General features: G+C 38.0%; 14 protein-coding genes and 1 tRNA gene. 4 read left to right on the forward strand and 11 right to left on the reverse strand.

Features of this window, described 5'->3' with window-relative positions; translation table 11 throughout:
* The 4 genes from C7N65_RS12125 to betB form a co-directional block, all read right to left on the reverse strand.
* A partial coding sequence (locus tag C7N65_RS12125) for a pectate lyase-like adhesive domain-containing protein (protein WP_158698137.1) occupies window positions 1-2,966 on the reverse strand: 2,966 nt, incomplete at its 3' end.
* A gap of 8 nt (window positions 2,967-2,974) precedes the next feature.
* Window positions 2,975-3,058 (reverse strand): YSIRK-type signal peptide-containing protein, encoded by an 84-nt coding sequence (locus tag C7N65_RS12780; protein ID WP_105994704.1) that lies wholly within the window; start codon window positions 3,056-3,058, stop codon window positions 2,975-2,977.
* Window positions 3,059-3,516: 458 nt separating this feature from the next.
* Window positions 3,517-5,202 carry a choline dehydrogenase gene (gene betA / locus C7N65_RS12135; RefSeq protein ID WP_105994705.1) on the reverse strand — a complete coding sequence of 562 codons (1,686 nt, stop codon included), beginning with the start codon at window positions 5,200-5,202 and terminating at the stop codon, window positions 3,517-3,519.
* A 111-nt stretch (window positions 5,203-5,313) separates the two neighbouring features.
* Entirely contained in the window at window positions 5,314-6,804 is a 1,491-nt protein-coding gene (betB, locus tag C7N65_RS12140) for a betaine-aldehyde dehydrogenase (protein ID WP_105994706.1), read from the reverse strand.
* 244 nt (window positions 6,805-7,048) lie between these two features.
* Here betB and cudC point away from each other — a divergent pair, with 244 nt between their 5' ends.
* Window positions 7,049-7,606 (forward strand): choline uptake/conversion transcriptional regulator CudC, encoded by a 558-nt coding sequence (cudC, locus tag C7N65_RS12145; protein ID WP_105994707.1) that lies wholly within the window; start codon window positions 7,049-7,051, stop codon window positions 7,604-7,606.
* Between the two features lie 95 nt (window positions 7,607-7,701).
* On the opposite strand, the gene C7N65_RS12150 is transcribed toward cudC, so the two are convergent.
* The 3 genes from C7N65_RS12150 to C7N65_RS12160 all read right to left on the reverse strand — a co-directional run bounded on the left by C7N65_RS12150 (window position 7,702) and on the right by C7N65_RS12160 (window position 12,262).
* Window positions 7,702-9,321 carry a BCCT family transporter gene (locus tag C7N65_RS12150; RefSeq protein ID WP_105994719.1) on the reverse strand — a complete coding sequence of 540 codons (1,620 nt, stop codon included), beginning with the start codon at window positions 9,319-9,321 and terminating at the stop codon, window positions 7,702-7,704.
* A gap of 492 nt (window positions 9,322-9,813) precedes the next feature.
* On the reverse strand, window positions 9,814-11,457 hold the full coding sequence (locus tag C7N65_RS12155; protein ID WP_105994708.1) for an alpha-keto acid decarboxylase family protein: 1,644 nt from the start codon (window positions 11,455-11,457) through the stop codon (window positions 9,814-9,816).
* A gap of 349 nt (window positions 11,458-11,806) precedes the next feature.
* Window positions 11,807-12,262, reverse strand: coding sequence for a MarR family winged helix-turn-helix transcriptional regulator (locus C7N65_RS12160; protein WP_105994709.1), 456 nt, complete (start codon window positions 12,260-12,262; stop codon window positions 11,807-11,809).
* Window positions 12,263-12,692: 430 nt separating this feature from the next.
* Between C7N65_RS12160 and C7N65_RS12170 the strand changes: the two genes are divergently transcribed.
* Window positions 12,693-13,811 carry a DsrE/DsrF/DrsH-like family protein gene (locus tag C7N65_RS12170; protein ID WP_105994711.1) on the forward strand — a complete coding sequence of 373 codons (1,119 nt, stop codon included), beginning with the start codon at window positions 12,693-12,695 and terminating at the stop codon, window positions 13,809-13,811.
* Between the two features lie 546 nt (window positions 13,812-14,357).
* Here C7N65_RS12170 and C7N65_RS12175 read toward each other — a convergent pair.
* A complete protein-coding gene (locus tag C7N65_RS12175) occupies window positions 14,358-15,314 on the reverse strand; it encodes a carbohydrate kinase family protein (RefSeq protein WP_105994712.1) in 957 nt (318 codons plus the stop codon).
* A gap of 24 nt (window positions 15,315-15,338) precedes the next feature.
* A complete protein-coding gene (locus C7N65_RS12180; RefSeq protein WP_105994713.1) occupies window positions 15,339-15,941 on the reverse strand; it encodes a TetR/AcrR family transcriptional regulator in 603 nt (200 codons plus the stop codon).
* Between the two features lie 159 nt (window positions 15,942-16,100).
* On the opposite strand from C7N65_RS12180, the gene C7N65_RS12185 reads away from it, so the two are divergent.
* Complete coding sequence (locus tag C7N65_RS12185; protein WP_105994714.1) at window positions 16,101-17,387, forward strand: YhgE/Pip domain-containing protein; 1,287 nt, start codon at window positions 16,101-16,103, stop codon at window positions 17,385-17,387.
* Between the two features lie 67 nt (window positions 17,388-17,454).
* Here the strand turns inward: C7N65_RS12185 and C7N65_RS12190 are convergent, their stop codons facing one another.
* Both C7N65_RS12190 and C7N65_RS12195 read right to left on the reverse strand, forming a co-directional pair.
* Entirely contained in the window at window positions 17,455-18,540 is a 1,086-nt protein-coding gene (locus C7N65_RS12190) for a hypothetical protein (protein WP_105994715.1), read from the reverse strand.
* Between the two features lie 226 nt (window positions 18,541-18,766).
* Window positions 18,767-19,597, reverse strand: a complete 831-nt coding sequence (locus tag C7N65_RS12195) for a helix-turn-helix domain-containing protein (protein WP_105994716.1) — start codon at window positions 19,595-19,597, stop codon at window positions 18,767-18,769.
* A gap of 367 nt (window positions 19,598-19,964) precedes the next feature.
* Here C7N65_RS12195 and C7N65_RS12200 point away from each other — a divergent pair.
* A tRNA-Ser gene (locus C7N65_RS12200) sits at window positions 19,965-20,054 on the forward strand.
* The last annotated feature ends 148 nt before the right edge of the window (window positions 20,055-20,202 follow it).

A 20,202-nucleotide genomic window follows, 5' to 3' on the forward strand; every position in this document is an offset into this window, starting at 1 on the left:
GGATCAACTGTGTACGTAGTTGTCGTTGTTGTTGAACCATCTTTACCAGGTGTTTGTACATTTGTATAACCTACTTTTTCTTCTACACCTACATACGTTGTGTCGTGCGGAATCGGTGTTGTCGCAACTTCTTGGTTATTGACACCTACTACTTCATCTTGCGGCGGAGTTGTTACGACTACAACTGGATCTTTACCTGGTTCAGTTGTAACAGTTTGTTCGCCTGGTGTACCTGGTGTAATAACTGTTTCAGTTCCGATTGGTTGTGACGGATCTGGATTTGGCTGATAAGTTGTTCCAGGAGGAATCACTTCTGTTGTTGTTTCTGGCGGAACAGCTTCAGGGTTTGTTGAGTTGTTACTGATTAATACTAAACGTTGTGCATAGTTTAAGTTTAATTCAGATAATGGTGTACCTGTCGTACTTGTTAATGTAGACTCTTGCTCATTATAAGTCGGAACACCTGTAGAGAAACCTTGTTGTTCTGCTCTTAAATCAACAACATCTTGCCATACGTTATCCGCATCAGCGTGTTGGTTAGGATCGCTGAAGTGTAATGGGTCCCAAGTCTTCGCAATGTATGAACCGTTCCATTGGAAGTAACCTGGTGAACCTGGATCCATAAAGATTAAGTTTGGTTTTTCACCATTTGGACTTTGACCGCTTGTGACTGTGCTTGTTTTTTGCAAGTTCACATAGTATGCATTGTCAAAGATATATCTGCGGTCTGGGTTTGTACCGCCTAAAGGAATTGAAATAACCTCTGCATAGTAGTTGCGGTTATCCGTACGCAAATCTAATGTTGCGTTATCTTTAACGTGCAGTAATGCTGTTTCATCGCCTACTGCGTTAATGTTGACTAAGTCGTTGTAAGCGCCGACTTGTGTTTGCGTATCAGGGTTCCATTGATGGTTTTTCGCATCTAAGAACAATGTCGCATTTTCATCTACTAAGATTTGTGAGTTGCCGTCTAAACCGATTAAGTTATCTACTTGCCAGTCACCGATACGGTGTCCGTCAGAGTATGCGATGAATTTAGAGTCTTGTGCAACTTCAAATGTACTGTTTTTGCCCATGTTCACAATGTTACCGTTACCTTTTTGGTCAACGTTCACTGTTGAACCGATACCTGTATTTAAAGTACCGCCGTTGCCGAAGTCAAAGATATTTTGACCTGTAACGTTTGTAGTTGAGCCCTCTCCTAATTGAACAGTGACATTGTTGCCTGATTTGAATGCAGTGTTGCCTTTTGAAACGCCCCATGGATTTGAAGCTGAAACATCCACATTCACTGTTGAACCTGTACCTGTAGTGATTGAACCGTTATCTGATGCTTGGAAAGCACTTCCTAAACCAGTACGTGTCATATCTACAGTCGCGTAAGGTGCAATATTGATGTTTTTCGCACCGATTGTCGCATTCGCAAGCACATTATCTGTACTTGTAGATGTTACATTGCCTTCAAGGTTGACTGTCACATTATTATTAATATTCGTGTCATTAATAATGTTCTTACCAGTGTGTGTCACATCTCTTAAAGTTAAAGTATGTTGTGTTGTTGTACTTGGCGCAAAATTAACAAATCCTTCTGAATTGTTCGTTTGAAGGTTTGTATTTTGCAATGTAATATCCCAGTTACCGCTGTTAACTGGTGCGTTCAAGTAATAGTTAGCAGTGTCTAATGTATAACCGCCGCCATCAACTGTAACGCTGCGTCCAGTACCTGCAGTTAAAGTACCAAGTTTGTTCGCAGTAATATCACCTGTCAACTGGATGTTAGATACTGAAGTATCATTCATCGCCGCAACATATTCATCCCAAGTTCCAACTTGTGTTGCAGGTTCTTGTACCGCTGCTAATGAACGGAACATTGTTGTACCTGTTGGTGAAGTTTGTGAACTTTGAGCTGGTGCTTGCAATGTTGAAGCATCTGCTAAAGGTTCGCTTCCAGGCGCATTTTGTGAATTAAGCAAGTATGATGAAATCAATGCATTTGAGATTTCTTCGTTAGATGCACTTGCTAAATCAACATTCATACCATCCACAACTTGTTGTGCTGTTTCTGGTGACAAGTTGTTTTCAGTCGCTAAGTAATCAGTTAACGCTTTTGTTTGATCTGTGCTGCCTTCTAATGCAGACGTCACATCTTGCGTTAATGGTGCTGAAGTTACAGTACTTGCATCAGGTGCTGTTGTTTGACCAGATTCTGGTGCTGATAATGTAGTTTGTGTGCCTGATGTCTGTGTGCTGTCAGCTGTACCTGATTGTTGTTGTGTTGTATTGTTTTCAGATGTTGGTGCTTCTGGTGCTTGTGTTTCTGACGTTGTATTGTCAGTAGTACCAGTTGGCGCATCTGCTTTTGGTGCATCTGTTTTTGGCGCTTCAGTAGTTTGAGATGCTGTAGTTGAGTCGCCTGATGGTGCTTGTGCATCTGTTTGTGGTGCTTTTGTTGTTCCTGAAGTTGTGCCTGAAGTTGAATCAGGTGCAGTCGTGTTAGATGTATCAGTTTGACCTGATGGTTGGTCGGCTGATGGTTGAGCTGTATCCGCTGATGATCCTGAATCTGTTTGTGTTTTTGATGTATCAGCTGCAGTGTCGCCTGCCGACTGGTCGTTAGTTGCGTCCGCTTTAGTTTCTGGTGCCGGCGCAGCATCAGGTGCTTGTGTAGCTGATGTTGAATTGTCAGTTGTTTGTGTACTATCAGCTGTCGGTGCATCTGATGTTTTCGGTGCAGTTGTAGAATCCGCTGTACCTGAAGTACTTGATGATGGTGCTTGTGTTTCTGTAGAAGATGATGCTTCTTTCGAACTATCGGTAGGTTGAGTGCTTGACTCAGTTTGTGCCCCTGTATCTGCAGCTTGTGTGCTTGAAGTATCAGTTGATCCGGTAGTGTCAGAAGTTGATGTTTGGCTGCCTGTATCTGTTGTTTCAGCAGCTTTTGCTTCTTCAGTTGCCCCGGAAATCAAGATTGTTCCTAATAAGATAGACGCTGTACTACCGTGAATTTACGGATAGAATACTTGTTTTGTCTATTAGGTAAAAAATCCAATTTCTTCATGAAATTTCCCCCTATTTACTTTTAAATAAAATGGTTACTGTCAATTCTGCTAAATCAAAACCATTACACAAACCCAAGTTGCTTTCCATCGAATTAAGTGTAATTGATTTTATTTAGTTTTATTTTATATTAGCAATTAGTAACCTCGAACTAATTATACAACATTCTAAATCAATGTCTACTCGATTTATTTGACACGTCTAAAATTTCTGAATAATTATTGCATAAATAGCAAATACTTTTCATAATTATTAGGTTTTACTAAAGCAAATTTACAATAACTCAATATTTGTACAAATGTGTAATTGTAAACACAATTTCTGTAAATTTAGAAATGACAAGGCATTCAACGATTTTTTACCAAACATTTGTTAGATTACTTTAAAATCTGAAAAAAGTTTTTATAAATTTTAAAAAAGAGGCTCTCTACAAAGTAGAAAACCTCTAAATGAGTAATATTATACTGTACCTGCATTTTTGTCATGCTTGCCATGTTGGTAGTAATCCATATATTCAGGTTCCATTGGTGTGTTACCTAAAATGATATCTGCAGCTTTCTCTGCAATCATTAATACTGGCGCATGAATGTTGCCGTTTGTTGTTGTAGGCATTACTGATGCATCGACAACACGCAAGTTTTCCATGCCGTGTACTTTCATTGTTAACGGATCGACAACTGCCATCGGATCTGAGGCAGGTCCCATTTTCGCACTGCATGATGGATGCAATGCTGTTTCAGCATCGCGGCGTACCCAATCTAAAATCTCTTCATCTGTTTGTACCTCTGGTCCAGGTGAGATTTCACCTGCGTTATAAGGTGCTAATGCAGGTTGAGATAAGATGTTTCTCGCAACACGGATGGCTTCTACCCATTCACGTTTATCTTCTTTAGTTGATAAGTAATTGAAGACAAAGTCTGGATGTTCAAAAGGATCTTTCGATTTAATCTTCAAGCTGCCGCGTGAATTAGAGTACATTGGTCCGACGTGTACTTGGAAACCGTGTTGTGTTTCCGCTTTTTGTCCGTCGTAACGTACAGCTAACGGCAAGAAGTGGAACATTAAGTTTGGATATTTCACGTCCTCATTAGAGCGTACGAAACCTCCGCCTTCAAAGTGGTTAGTTGCGGCTGGGCCTGTACGGCTGAAGATCCATTGCAGTCCAATCCAAGGCATCTTCAACGGATTTAAGCTCGGTTGTTCTGATACTGGTTGAGACGCTGCGTGCTGAATGTACACTTCTAAATGGTCTTCAAAGTTTTCGCCGACACCTGGCAAGTGGATACGCGGTTCAATTCCTAATGATTTCAAGTGTTCTGAATCACCGATACCAGACAATTGAAGAATTTGCGGTGTATTGAATGCGCCGCCTGATAAAATCACTTCTTTTGCTGTAACAGTATGAAGTTTGCCGTTGCGTTTAAAAGTAACGCCTGTTACTTTATTGCCGTCAAAGTTCAATTTTGTAACGAATGCACGTGTTTTCACATGCAAGTTTTTACGTTTCATTACCGGATGCAAGTAAGCACGTGAAGCTGAAACACGGCGGCCGTTATGCACTTGGCTGTCGAAAGGTCCGAAACCTTCTTGGCGGAAACCATTCACATCAGTTGTTTTATTGTAGCCTGCTTGTACCCCAGCATCGAAGAATGCTTGGAATAACGGATTCTTAGCCGGTCCACGTTTTAATTTGATTGGACCATGGTGACCGCGGTATTTGTCACTTTTCTTAGACCCGAATGTTGTTTCTAAACGTTTGAAATATGGTAAGCAATGCGCAAAGTCCCATGTTTCCATACCTTTTGGCGCACCCCATTTTTCATAGTCCATAGGATTACCACGTTGATAAATCATACCGTTGATTGAACTTGATCCTCCTAATACTTTACCGCGGGCATGCGCAACTTGGCGTCCGCCCATATGCGGTTCGTTATTTGTCGCATAAATCCAGTCATAGAAACGGTTCCCTGACGGATACATCAGCGCTGCCGGCATTTGAATAAATAAATCCCAGAAATAGTCGCTGCGTCCTGCTTCTAATACCAATACTTCATTGTTCTTGTTCACACTTAAACGATTGCCTAATACTGAACCGGCACTGCCTCCGCCGATAATAATATAATCATAATCATACGATTTCGTCATAGCTCTTTCTCCTTTTTATCCATGATTTGTCATAAAAATGGCGAGAACAGAGGGGCAAATATGAGGTCTTCTACCTCTGCTTTGCCTGTATTCTCGCTTTATTTAAAATTATTATCCTTTAAACCAATTTACGGGTTCGGGTTGATAGTTCGTTAATACATGTTTTGAAACCAAGTACTCTTCTAAACCTTCTTTGCCAAGTTCACGACCGATACCTGATTGTTTATAGCCGCCCCATGGTGCTTGTGCAAAGTAAGGATGGAAGTCGTTAATCCAAACTGTTCCCATACGCAGACGGTTCGCAACACGTTGTGCTTTACCGATGTCTTGAGAGAACACTGCACCTGCTAAACCGTAGATAGAATCATTCGCAAGACGCACAGCATCTGCTTCATCTTCGAATCCTTCTACTGTCACAACCGGTCCGAATACTTCTTCTTGTACAATACGCATTGACGTATCGCAATTTGTAATCACTGTCGGTTCAAAGAAGAAGCCGTCTTTCAAGTCTTCTCTTGTTGGACGTTTGCCTCCTGTCGCAATTGTTGCGCCGTCTTCTTTTGCAACCTCCATATAGCCTTCTACTTTAGCCAGATGTTCAGCTGAAATTAACGGGCCGACTTCTGTTGTGTCGTCAAAGCCGTTGCCTAAGCGGATTTTTTCAACACGTTCTACTAATGCTTTTTCGAATTTCTCTTTAATTGAATTTTGAACAATGATGCGTGAACCTGCTGAACAAACTTGTCCAGCATGGAAGTAACCGCCATTTAATGCTTGGTCTACTGCCAAATCAAAATCTGCATCTTCAAAAATCACATTAGGATTCTTGCCGCCAAGTTCTAATGCAACATTCGTAACATGGTTCGCTGCTTGTTTCATAATGTGCTTACCAGTTTGAATACCGCCGGTAAATGATACTAGGTCGACTTCAGGAGAACCTGATAACACGTCGCCAACAACTGATCCGGCACCTAATACCAAATTGATAACCCCTTTAGGGAAACCGACTTCTTCCATTAATTCAAAGACACGAATTGTTGTTAATGGTGTGATTTCGCTTGGCTTCATCACTAATGAACAACCTGTCGCAAGTGCCGGTGCGATTTTCCATGAAGCTTGCAATAACGGATAGTTCCAAGGAGTAATTTGTGTAACCACCCCAACTGGTTCTTTCACAATTTTACTTTCAGTTCCTGGAATCGGTGAATTGATGATTTCACCGCCGTCTTTATCTGCTAAACCTGCAAAGTACATGAAAACATTATGAATGTCATCCATATCTGCTAAGGATTCTTCGTAAGTTTTACCTGTATCCAATGTTTCAAGTTTTGCCAATTCTTCTCTGTTTTCTTTAATTTTATCAGCGACTGCTCTGACTTTTTGTCCTTTGACTTCACTTGTTTCATTCGCATAGTCACCTTGATCGAAAGCACGTCTCGCAGCTTTCACTGCACGTTCTGCATCTTCTGGTGCAGCTTCTGAGACTTCAAAGATTACTTCTTGATTATAAGGATTGATTATTTCTCTTGTGGCTTTATTTGCACTGTCTACCCATTCACCATCAATAAATTGCTGGCGAGATAAACGTTCTACAAGTTCCATCATTTCGACCTCCGTTAACTTTGTTAAATTTTTATTTAACGAATTTTACAAAGTTTATGTTAGCATGGAATAAGAGAACATGTCAAACTATGAAATTATGTATAATTGCAAATGCAAACTAAGCATTGCGCGCAAATAACAGTAACATGATAATTCAGCTGTCTACGTATCAATTATCAATATTGGACGAATCAGCGAATTAACTCTAAAATGAATATAAATGTAGTGGACGGAGGTTTAAGTTATGACAGGTTCAAATCAATATGAACACGCCATCGAAGAAGCTAAAGATTTAGTGATCAGCGCGATTGGCGAAACGATGGATTTATACGGCATTAATCGCAGTGTCGGCAACCTTTACGGGACTATGGTCTTTGAAGATAATATGACATTAGATCAAATGCGTGAGAAATTGCAGATGAGCAAGCCAAGTATGAGTACGGGGGTCAAAAGGCTTCAAGAATATGATTTAGTGAAGCAGCAATTTACACGCGGCAGCCGCAAACAGCACTTTGTGGCAGAGAAAGATTTCTTTGTGTTCTTCAGACATTTCTTTGATGTAAAGTTCTCGCGAGAAATCAATGTCAATATGGCTTCTCTTGATGAAGCTGAGAAAATTATTCACGACGTATTAAATGCTGATGATATTGATGGAGAAACAAGAGCTTATGCGCAACAGGTATGCGACCAGCTTGAGCACTCTCGTATTTATTACGAATGGTTATCTCAAATCAACGAAGCAATTCGTACGGGTGAAATCTTTAAATATTTCCCAATTCCCGATCCTAAAAATTTATCATAATTGTTCTGAGACAACTTGCAGAATATAAAACGGCACGTACGCAAAAATCCAATGCGTACATGCCGTTTTAATTTTATGCTGATTACTTCATCAGTCTATTCTTTATTGTTTGTCGATTGTGCTTCTTCTCGCTCTTCTGCGATTTGATTGATTTTCAGTAAACGATGTTCTGCTTTTCTCAATCGCTCTGCCCTTAATTGCAGCTTAATCCGATCTCGCGACAAGGTGATGATAAAGGAAATCATCATAAAGACGAAAATCACTATCAGCGGTACACTGGCAAGTATAGATGCTGTCTTTAAGACATCTAATGCACGCTGTCCGCCGACTAACATTAATGAGAATGGTAATAAACATAAAGCAAATGCCCAGAATAAGCGGTTTGCACGTAATGGTTCGCCGATCACTTTCTTTTGAGAAGCAGATGCTAAGATGTATGAACCAGAATCAAATGTTGTGGCTAAGAATAAGAAAGCTGAAATTAAGAACAGCACCACAATAATATTATGGAATGGCAGTTGATGCATGACTTCAATGATTGTCGCTTCAGTACCGTTAGTGTTTAAGAATTGAATAACATCGAATTGATGCGTAATTTGCAAGTACACTGCATAGTTCCCGAAAATACCGAAGAATAATACACAGCCTAAAGTACCATAAATGATTGTCCCTAAAATCACTTCTTTTAATGTGCGGCCTTTAGAAATACGAGCAATGAATAATCCGATAAACGGTGCGTAAACTACCCACCATGACCAATAGAAAATTGTCCATTGCTGAGGGAAGTTGGTTTCTTTACGACCGTCAATACCGCCAAATGGTTCTAACCATGTTGCCATTTGGAAGAAGTTTTTCAACATATTCCCAAAGCCTGTTACTGTCGTTTCCATAATGAACACTGTCGGTCCGACAATAAAGACAAAGGCTAAGAGTAAGAATGATAACCATACGTTAACGTCACTTAAATATTGAATCCCTTTTTTCAATCCTGTATAAGAACTGACCGCAAAGATTAATGTAATCGTTACTAAGATTGCTGAACGCAGCACCATATTTTGTCCATCAATACCAGTTAAGCGTTCAATTCCTGCAGAAATCATCGGAACACCTAACCCTAATGATGTTGCGGCACCGCCAAGCAGACCGAAGATAAAGAGAATATCTACAATTTTACCCGGCAGCTTTTCTGTCTGTCCTTTTAAGATAGGACGGCATGCCTGACTGATTTTATATACAGGCTTTTTCTTAACGAATACCAAGTAGCCGATCGGCAATGCTGGTAAGACATAAATTGCCCACGCAATCGGGCCCCAGTGGAACATGCCGTACATTGTCGCATATTCTAACGCAGAATCTGTCATACCTTTTCCGCCGTGCGGCGGTACTTGATAATAGAATGCCCATTCAATGACACCCCAATATAAAATATCTGAACCAATGCCGGCACAAAACAGCATCGCAGCCCAAGTGAAGTTGCCGAACTCCGGTTTATCGCTGGCTCTCCCCAAAGTTACATTACCGTATTTGCCGAAGGCAATATACAGCACGAACCCTAATACAACTAAACCTAGAGATAAGTAAACCGCACCTAATGAATCTGAAACTGCGGCGTTTATGTCAGTAATTACTTTTTGACTGGCTTTTGGAAAAGCCATCATTGGAACAACTGCTAAAAGCAAAATAAAGACCGTACCATAAAACGTCGTCCAGTCCATAATCTGGGACTTTTTAGCTTTGCTTTGTTTTTTAGCTTTTTGCACTAGTCTTGCACTCCCTATTTAATTTATTGAAGTTGATGCACTTGATCATTAACCACCATTTTACAATCAATTCACTCAAGCTTCTTTTCGAATGTTACATAAAAACAGTAACGAATAATTTATAAAAATGCAAATTCATGCAGGTAAATATTTGGATCATAATGAATAAATATATATTTCACACAAGTGAGACATGCGTCAATAGCGTCAATCATGCACTATTAAGTTAAAATTTAACGAATTGAATGAACTTAATATACCAAAATAATGCATAAATATTCTTTTTAAAAAGTTCAATATTATTGAAGAACAGACCGAAATCCTCTCAAAAAGTACAACGTTTCTGTCTGATTCATTGAAAACAGACAAAAAATCCCCGACTCTCTAAAGAGCCGAGGAAAAATGCAGTGTATTGATGCTTTAATCAACATAAAATTTGTGAGTTGATCAGCTGTTTTGTTTTGCGAAAGCTTTACCGATTGCTTCTAATTTGTGCGGTGCATCATGCATACCCATTTTTACTTCCACAAAGTGCATCATATCTGGATAAGCATTAATCGCTTCGAAAGCTTTTTTCAATTCTTCGCTTGTTGAAACATCATGGATTTTCACTTCATCTTTAGCACCGAAGACTGCTGGCAGTGCTTTATAATCCCACATAAAGATGTCGTTATAAGGTTCGTTTTCACCATGAATTTTACGTTCAACTGTATAACCATCATTATTGATGACGAACAATACAGGTTTGATTTGTTCGCGAATCATCGTTGAAATACTTTGAACTGTTAATTGTAATGAACCATCACCGATGAGTAATAAGTTGCGGCGGTTTTGATCCGCAATTTGTGTACCTAATGTAGCCGGCAGTGTATAACCGATTGAACCCCATAATGGTTGGCCAACGAACATATTGTTTTTATACAATGCTAAGTCATAAGCACCGAAGAATGAAGTGCCTTGTTCAGCTAAAATTACATCATCCGGCGCAATAAAGTCTTGCATCATCTTGAAGTAAGTTTCTTGTGTTAATGGTTCATTTGATAATGTGTAGTTGCCTTCTTCTGGACGTACATATTTCGGATAATCTGCTTTATTCACATAATCCATTTCTAATAAGCCGTCTAATAGATCAGGCAATGTTACATCACTAGCTTCTGTATCATTCATTTTGAAGTTGTGTTGATTTAACATCACTACATCATCAATATCGAATTTGTATGAGAAGCCTGCAGTTGCTGAATCGGTAATTTTCGCACCGATATTTAAGATTGCGTCACTGTTATCCACATAGTCTCTGATGTTTTCTTCTGCGATAGAACCATCATAAATACCCATGTAGTAAGGATTTTCTTCGTTGAAAGCCCCTTTGCCGAGTGACAATTGTGCAACTGGAATTTGTGTTTGGTTCACAAATTTTTCTAGTTTTTCATGCAGTTTGAAACTATTGATTTCATGTCCTGCAATAATCACAGGTTGTGACGCACTGTTTAATTTATCTTTGACCATTTCAATATATTTTGAGACATCTTCTGATTGGCGTTTTGGTAATTCATATGCTGCTTCAACCTCGATTTCACTCATTGCCACATCAATCGGCAAATGTAAGTGTACAGGTCGTTTTTCAGCTAGTGCCGCATCGATTAAGCGCGGAATTTCTGTTTGTGCATTTTCAGGTGTAATGTAGCCTTGTGTTGTCGTAATTTCTTTGAACATTTTGCGATAGTTGTCGAATTCGCCTTCGCCAAGTGAATGGTGGACATATTTGCCCGCTTCTTCAACTGCACGTGTCGGTGCACCTGTAATCGCGATCACTGGTACACGTTCTGCATAAGAACCTGCAACTCCATTTACTGCAGATAATTCACCTACACCAAACGTTGTGACCATTGCACTTAAACCATTCATACGTGCATAACCGTCAGCCGCATAACTTGCGTTTAATTCGTTGGTATTACCAATCCATTCAATATCTTTTCTGCTGATAATATCATCTAAGAATGCTAAGTTGAAATCGCCAGGAACGCCGAATACTTTATCTACTCCAGCGGCGCTCAAGCAGTCCATTAAATACTCCCCTACACGTTTTTTCATCATTCATTCCACCTTTTGTCTCTATTTCTAATACACTACTAGAATAACTTATTTACATTAATTCGGTCAATAAAGTTGACTTATATAAATCGCAATTTTCAATCTAATACGTTGAAATTTAACCAAATAGCCAAATAAAAAGCCTTGCGAAATCGCAAGACATTTAAAGTATTCTATAAACTTGTATCGCTGTTAAAAAACTTCTTTGCCGACCGCGTCGCCAAAGTCTATTGCTTTTTCATGATATAATCCGCCTTCTTGATAAAAGGTGCGGATTTTGTTTTTTAATGATGTATCCTTTTAACGAAAGTAACCGCATATCATACAGATACTTCCCTTTATATCGTCGTTATTCTTCTAAATCCCCTTTTAAATACTTTACTTCTTGGAAGCCGGGACGTTTACTTGCGAGTTCTTCCATCATCGCATTCCAGTTATTACCGACTTTACCTTTAATACTTTGAAGCAAATCATTTTGGGCTTGGTTGATTTCAGTGACTAAGTTATGACCCTTATCAGTCACAAAGAGTTCTTTGACTCTGCCGTCTGTTTGAGATTTCTTTTCGATGACTAATCCTTCATCTTTTAGTTTTTTAAGTGTTTGGTGGCTGCCTTGTTTTGAGATTTCCATGCTTTTAAGCAAATCTTTGATGGTGATTCCTGGTACTTTGTCGATGAAGAATAAGAAGCGATGATGCTGGCGGCTCATACCTTTCTTCTCTATGATTTCATCCGCAGTATGGATAAATGTTTTGTAGGCAAAATAAAACAGTAGGTGTTCATAATCATTATTATGCGTGGACATTCTATACATTCCTTTACTTCATATTCTTCTCATTATGTATTTTCTGACAATTAACTCCATTATAGCAAGAGTTCAATCAGAGCTAAAGCACACCCGAATAACCCTATGATAATGATCGCCAACGCAAATTTGTTTTTGCGCCTGCTGTAAAAGAGTGTGCCGAGCAACACTATCACTAGATCACTCAACAAATTGGAAAGTGCATTTTTGATAGTAATAAATTTGAACAAGTCTAATAACTGAATTGATATGAGTACTACGGTGAGAACTGCCAAGCTGTTTAAAATTAATATTTTATGTTTTTTCATATGCATCACTTCCCATAGTATAATATTACTCATTATACCACAGAGTTTTAGGCATGTTGTTGTGAATTTTCATTTATTCTTTGTACAATGACATCAACACGAACTTAAAGGGAGATGCTAGGATGGTACGATTTAAAACGGTTCAAATTACCGATTTGACAGATGAAGATTTACAAGCAATGGGAGCACAAGGACAACTCATAGATGTAAGGGAAACAGATGAGTACGAAGCAGGTCATATTGAAGACGCGTTAAACTATCCGCTATCGACATTAAATACAAAATTTCCATTAGACCAAGGCAAAACTTATTATATTTACTGCCAAGCCGGCAAACGCAGCCAGCAAGCCAGCCAAATGTTAAGCGACAGCGGTTTTGAAGTCGTGAATCTAAACGGCGGTTACCAAGCATACAGTGAACAGCAAGAAGTCGAACACACACCAGACAACACTGATACAGATAAGACAGATACACCTCAACAAGCAGTGTCTGAAGAGACAAAGACTATACATCCTGATCGCAAGCAAGTGAATTACAGCGGCTTGCAATGTCCTGGTCCGATTATGAATTTAAGCAGAGAAATCAAACAGCTGAACCCCGGTCAACAAATCGAAGCGACAGTAACAGACCCTGGTTTTTCAAGTGATATTCAAAGCTGGGTCAAACAAACAGGCCATCGCCTGATTGACTTAAACACTGACAATGACAAAGTCACAGCTGTGATTGAAAAAGGCGAAGAGAAATCTAAAGACATGACTGTTCACAAATCAGACAACGGTACAACAATTGTATTATTCAGCGGCGAACTGGATAAAGCATTAGCAGCGCTTATTATCGCTAATGGTGCACGTGCTGCAGGCAGAGATGTCTCCATCTTCTTCACTTTCTGGGGACTAAATGCTTTAAAACGCACAGACGCACCTAAAGTGAAGAAACATGGCTTAGAAAAACTCTTTGATTTGATGCTGCCGAAAGGTCCAGAAAGTATGCCTTTATCTAAAATGAATATGTTCGGTCTCGGCCGCTTCATGATGAAATTACTCATGAAACAAAAGAACGTGGATTCTCTGCCATCACTCATCGATAAAGCCATCGAAAATGATATTAAACTGATCGCATGTACAATGAGTATGGATGTAATGGGCATCAAACGAGAAGAATTGCGTCCTGAAGTTCAAATCGGCGGTGTCGGTACGTACATCGGAGATACAGAACAAGCCAAACATAATCTGTTTATTTAAAAAATTATTAATATATACTGCTCTGCACTACATCAGTCTCTGTTCTGAAAAAGGATAGAGACTTTTCTTATCACTTGGCAGACATTAAACTAATGTGCTAATATTTATATCGAACATTTGTTCGTATTTTCTTTGAAAACGTGTTCGTAAAATGCTAAAATAAGTTTATGAGTAAAGGTCGCCTTACTTTATTGTGAGTACCTCACGCGCCTTGAATTGGTAATGAAAGTGAGGTGATGTGGATGGAGATTATTATCCATGAGCTCACAATTAATTTCTCCTCAATTGTTCAAATTGCAGTGTTAACAACGGCTATCAAGTTCCTTATCAGCAAAAAGAACAACAAAAAAGACTAGCTATGCGGCAACATAACTAGTCTCCTATAAGGTTCGTTTGGTAATCACAATCGTGCGTTGTGAGCCTTTACTCTAGCCTTCAGTCCTACATGACTGGGGGCTATTTTATTACAACTAAATCTTACCAAATTTTATGATCGATTTCAATTAAATTGCGGTTTATCTGAAACACGGTTGCGAACAATGGTGTTTAGTGCTCATCTAAAAATGCATTTACTTTTGATAATTCCGGCAAGCTTCCTATCGCACCATAATGCATTGTCGTCAATGCACCGACTGCATTAGCAAACTTGATGAAATCATGTGCTGATTTTACTAAATCTTCACGGCTGTTTCCAAGCAATTGGTATAACATTGCGCCGATAAAGGCATCGCCTGCACCCGTTGTATCTTTGACCTCAGCTTTAAAACCTGGATGTTCAGCTGCTTTTCCTGCATTCGTATATAAAGATGCGCCGTCTTTGCCTTTTGTCACAATCACGATTTCCACATTTCCTTCAAATAAGGATTGTACAGCGGCTTCTTGATCAATTATACCTGTAATAAATTCAAGTTCATCATCCGCAATTTTTAAAACATGGGCTTTTGGTATAAATGCACGAACAGTATGTTTCAATTCTTCTTTTGAATCCCAAAGCGGGAAACGTAAATTCGGATCGAATACAATTGTACCTTGTGCTTCTTTCATTTTCTCTATAATTACTTCATGCGTTGCTTTCATTGCGCTCGGTACAAGGTCAACAGAACAAAAATGCAAGATGTCTGTTTTATCGAAATGGATATCTTGTACTTGTTCTGTTTTTAGAAGCATATCCGCTGAAGGTTTACGGTAAAAGGCAAAATCACGCTCTCCTGTTTGAGTTAAACTCACAAAAGCTAAAGCAGTATTCGCTTGGCTGGTTTGAAGGATATAACGTGTATCGACACCTACTTCAGTTAAAGTATCGATAATCTTTTCGCCGAAAGCATCTTCTCCTACTTGTGTAATGAGTGAAGCATGTCGTCCTAATTTAGCAACACAGCTTGCGACATTCGCAGGTGCCCCGCCGACTTGCGGTCCAAATTGCGTCACTTCTTTTAATTTGACATCTCTTTCTTTAGGAATGAAATCAATCAAGGCTTCTCCTATGGCATAAAGTTGATGCATGGTATCCCTTCCTTCATACTTATTCTATATATTATCAGATGCAATCAAACGCAGCGGCCCATTAAAGGAAAGCTTCGCGATATATGTGATCAATGTATCTACATCTACTCTTTGTTCATCTTGAACCCATTGTTTGAATAGTGCAAGCATCGAACCACATACATAGCTATGAAAATAACTCAATGGTATACCAGCAATCTCCCCTTTATCATCCATACGTGCGCTCATATTTTCTAGGATATTCTCTTTCAAACGTTCCTCTAATTGGCTGCGTCTATCAAGGTTTAACACCACTTGATAAAATTCCAAATTTGCTTGGACATGTTCCATTACATTTTTAAGGAAATGATTCGTATATACTTCCAGAAACTCATCAATATTTTTTACGGATTCTAACAATTTTGATATACGTGTCATGCTATGCAACTCTTCCACATATTCATTCTCCATCGATGTTAGTAAAATATATTTATCTTCATAATGTAAATAAAATGTTCCTCTGTTAATATCTGCCGCATTTGAAATGTCGCTGATAGTAATTTTGTCTAAATCTTTCTCTTTCAATAATTGGATAAAAGCATTTTTAATCGCATTTCTTGTTTTTCTTACACGTCTATCTTCTGCCATAGCATATATCTCCTCACTTTACTCAACAAACTTCATAACTATGTTGATTACTTAACAATCCATACTATATTGCATATTGAATTGAATTTACTACCTATTATAATGGTCATTGTAACTATAAATCAACACAATGTTCAATAAAAAATAGGAGTGAAAATCATGAACATTTTAAAAAATAAATTGCTATGGATCCCTCCCATTGCTATAGTTTTACTATTAATCATACTTTCTATCGCATTTTATCCCGGGTATAATCCCAAATCACAAAATCTTCCGCTGGCTATCGTCAATTTAGATGAAGGTACTACTGTTCAAGGGAAAACGGTTGATATTGGGAAGGACCTAGAAAATAATCTGTTGAAAAATAAATCAGATACTATCGAATGGAAATCAGTTTCAAATGAAGCAGATGCTAAAAAAGCACTTTCAGAACAAAAATATTATGGGGTTATCGTCTTAGAAAAAGACTTTTCTAAACATGCATTAAGCCAAACACAAGCTACAATAATGGATGCAAAGAAAAAGGAATTAGAAGATAAAGTTAAATCTGGGGAAATTCCGCCGCAAGTCGCACAACAACAAGCTGAGAAAATGAAACAGTCAGGTCAATCAGATATGAAACCGCAAAGTGCACAACTTAAAACCATTATCAGTGAAGGCTCAGGCATGCAAGGGCCGCAAATTGCATCGAAAGCTTTTAATAATGTTGGAGATAATTTAAATCAAAAAATTATGACACAGTCTTTAGATATTTTAGATCAGCAAAACGTTGATGTCCCACCAAAATCCATCTCAAAGATTTCGCAACCTGTTAAAGTTGAAAATGTAACTATAGATAAAGTCAAAGCACATCAAGCTGGCGGCAACGCGCCATTCTTCATGTTCATGCCTGTTTGGATGGGCTCTATTATCAGCTCTGTGTTATTATTCTATGCATTCCGTACAAGTCATTTAATACAACGTAAAGCACGCGTCTTAGCCGCATGTATTCAAATTATCGGAGCTATTGTTACCGCATTTGTCGGCAGTTTCGGCTACATTTACTTCATGACAGGTGTGCAAGGCTTCCACTTTGATCATCCTAATCGCGTTGCCTTGTTTGTTGGGCTGGCAATCCTTGGATTTATCGGTTTAATTTTAGGAACAATGACATGGCTAGGTATGAAGAGTGTGCCGATTTTCTTCTTGCTTATGTTCTTCAGTATACAATTGGTAACTTTACCAAAAGAAATGCTGCCACAATTTTACAGAGATTATATTGTTAGTTGGAATCCGTTCTCAAATTATGCGGAAACTCTGCGTCATATTATTTATATGAATCATTCTATCGAACTAAATGGTACGCTTTGGATGTTAATCGGATTTATGATTTTCGGTATAGTATCCGTTATCGTTGCTGCTATAGTACGTAAGCATTCTGATAAAAGAACTGAAATCCCTGCTTAATGGGTCAATTATTAAAAATATCCGCTTTCAAGCATGTACTTGAAGGCGGATATTTTTATTATAGGCATTACTTTTTCTTCTTACTACCTTTTTTCTTTTTGTCCTTTTTCTTATCTTCTTTCTTGTTGTCTTTTTTATCTTTCTTTTTGTTTTTATCTTTACTGTTGTCTTTTTTATCTTTCTTTTTGTTCTTACTGTCTGATTTCTTATCTTCTTTTTTGTCTTTCTTTTTCTTGCCTGATTTTTCTTTTGTTTCTTTTTTTGTTTCTTCTTTTGATGCTTCTTGTGCCTCTTCTTTTTGTTCAGCTGTGTCTGCTTGTGTGTTATCTTCTTCAGCTTTTTCTTCTTCTTTCACTTCATCTGTTGTCACAATATTGCCTGCTTCATCTGCAGTAATTGTTTCAATTTCTTTGACTGGTTCAGGCTCTTCTTCATCTAGATACTGACCGATTTCAAACACTTGCAAGTAAACTGCGACTTTGAAGTCGCTGTAATGACCTACATATAGTGTGCGGATATCGCCTTTTCTGATTTGAAGTTCTGTGTGTTCAGTTAAGATGGGTTCAAAGACTTCGTTTTGAAGCGGTTCATCTACAATTTCTTCAATCGAATGATCACGTTCGTGTGCATGATTTTGAATACTCTTATAAACTAAATCTGCAGCTTTTAATTCTGGATATTGTTTTAAGAATGCGGCTTTAGTTTCCGGTAATTCAAAGTTTTTATCAGCTTGTACATCAACATAAACTGCCGCGTAATGCAGCTTCGCTTTTTCAGCTACAGTATATGTCCATGATTTCGGCGGATTGACTAATTTATTAAGGTTATCTTTTAAATCACGTTGAATCTGTTGAACAGCTGGCGATACTTGTGTATTAGTATTGGGTTCGAAATCATGCGCAAAGACTGATTTTAATTTAATAATGTCTGTCAGTTCATTTTGATCTAAGACAGCTAAATCTAATCTTGCGATTTCTCTTGCGACTGTTTCTGTTTTTGCGTTACGCAAAGTTTGAATCGCTAATAAATCTTTCAAAGCATTATCGCTCCGCGTTGTTAAAGTTAAATACGCCATATCGTCCCCGTAATTTTTAAAGTTGCTTTCAAGTTTAGATAAGCGCTTTGTTAAAAAATCTGCTACATTTACTTTCATAACTATTCCCCCATTTGGTTAGTTCTCGCATTTCATTAGTAACTTATACCCTATCACTCACCAAATAAAATTAAGATTTTATTTAATTTGACTCTAATTGCGATAGAATTATAAGACCCCTTATCCATAAGCATAGCACGTGTAGCTTGCTTGTTTACTAATTATTTTAAATAAAAGGCAAAAATAAAAAGCGGTACATTATGTACACACTTTTTAATAGGATCTGCTAATCTATAAATTTCATAATTTCTCGATAGACCTTGTTAGTAAGTTCTTGATCTTTAAGGCGTTTTTCACGTGCTTTGATATAAAATTCTTCAGGTGCCAGTTTAAACTGATTGATAAAGTGGCCAAGATAGGCTCTTTGACTGGCAAAAGCATATTTTTCCCACATCGTTTCCATCATCGATATGGCATCAGTATTCAACGCTAAATACTCTGCCGCATTATAGAGTTTCACTTTGTTCACATACTCTTGATAAGTCATATGCAATTCTTGTTTGAACTTACGCGAAAGATAACTATGGTTGACATGAAACCTTGCGGACATACTAGACAGCTTTAATGGTTCATGGAAATTGTTATTGACGTAGCGAATCACTTTATTAATGGTTGAGTGTTTCGTAATACCGTAGAGACAGTTATCAAAATTTTCCACATAGACACGCAAGTATTTAATCAATCTTAATATGACAGTATTGGCCTTCACCATTTTATTATCATATACCAATCGCAATGCATCAATGTAGTCGCGTTTGATGAAGTTATAAACTTCAAAATTACTTTCGACTTTCGGTACATCTTTTAAGTAGACTTGCCCAAAGTAGACTTTATGAATAGATAAGCATGCGACTTTTCCTTTCTTAACTTCAATTTCTGGAGATGTGAAGTTGGGTGCCTGAATAAAGATATCCCCAGCTCTGTAATGAAATACATGCTTGAGTTTATTTACGATAACTTTACCAGATAAAACAAAGTAGATATTAAAGTATTCGTCATAACGTGCGCAGTCTTTTATACATATCGGCGCCGTAAAAACATAATAGTTGTAATCCAATGATGTTCCTCCTATCAATATGTGTTTTGGATAGTTTTAAATCAAAAGGAAAAGCTGAAAGTGAATCAAGTGAGAGAAATGAAGTTTCAACCACTATTTTTAGAGGGATAAAATAGCTTTTAAACATAATTGTTTCAGTTTATGCTTCACTCTATAATAATAAACTAAATTTTCAGATAATTGAATGGTTTTTATGTTATTTTGACTGTTTTTTTACAACTTTTCCAAAACGTTCATGCATTTTCTTCTATTTTCCTTTACATGAAAACTACATTAACAGGGTTTCAATTTTTTGTAAGGATTATTAAAAAAATTATTGACGCTGTCCCTATTCTGCTATATAATAAATCTTGTGTTAAAAATGTATGGAGAAATACCCAAGTCCGGCTGAAGGGATCGGTCTTGAAAACCGACAGGGGCTTAACGGCTCGCGGGGGTTCGAATCCCTCTTTCTCCGCTACTTATAGAAGTCGAGATACTTAATTGTATCTCGACTTTTTTTGTTTTATCCTTTTTTTCTATCAATGAACACCTTCATAAACTTAAAACAACCATTACCTTTGATACATTGCCTACATAAAAAAGCCGCACTCATAAAGAGTACG

Source organism: Staphylococcus simulans, from assembly GCF_002994445.1.
GTDB lineage: Bacteria > Bacillota > Bacilli > Staphylococcales > Staphylococcaceae > Staphylococcus > Staphylococcus simulans_B.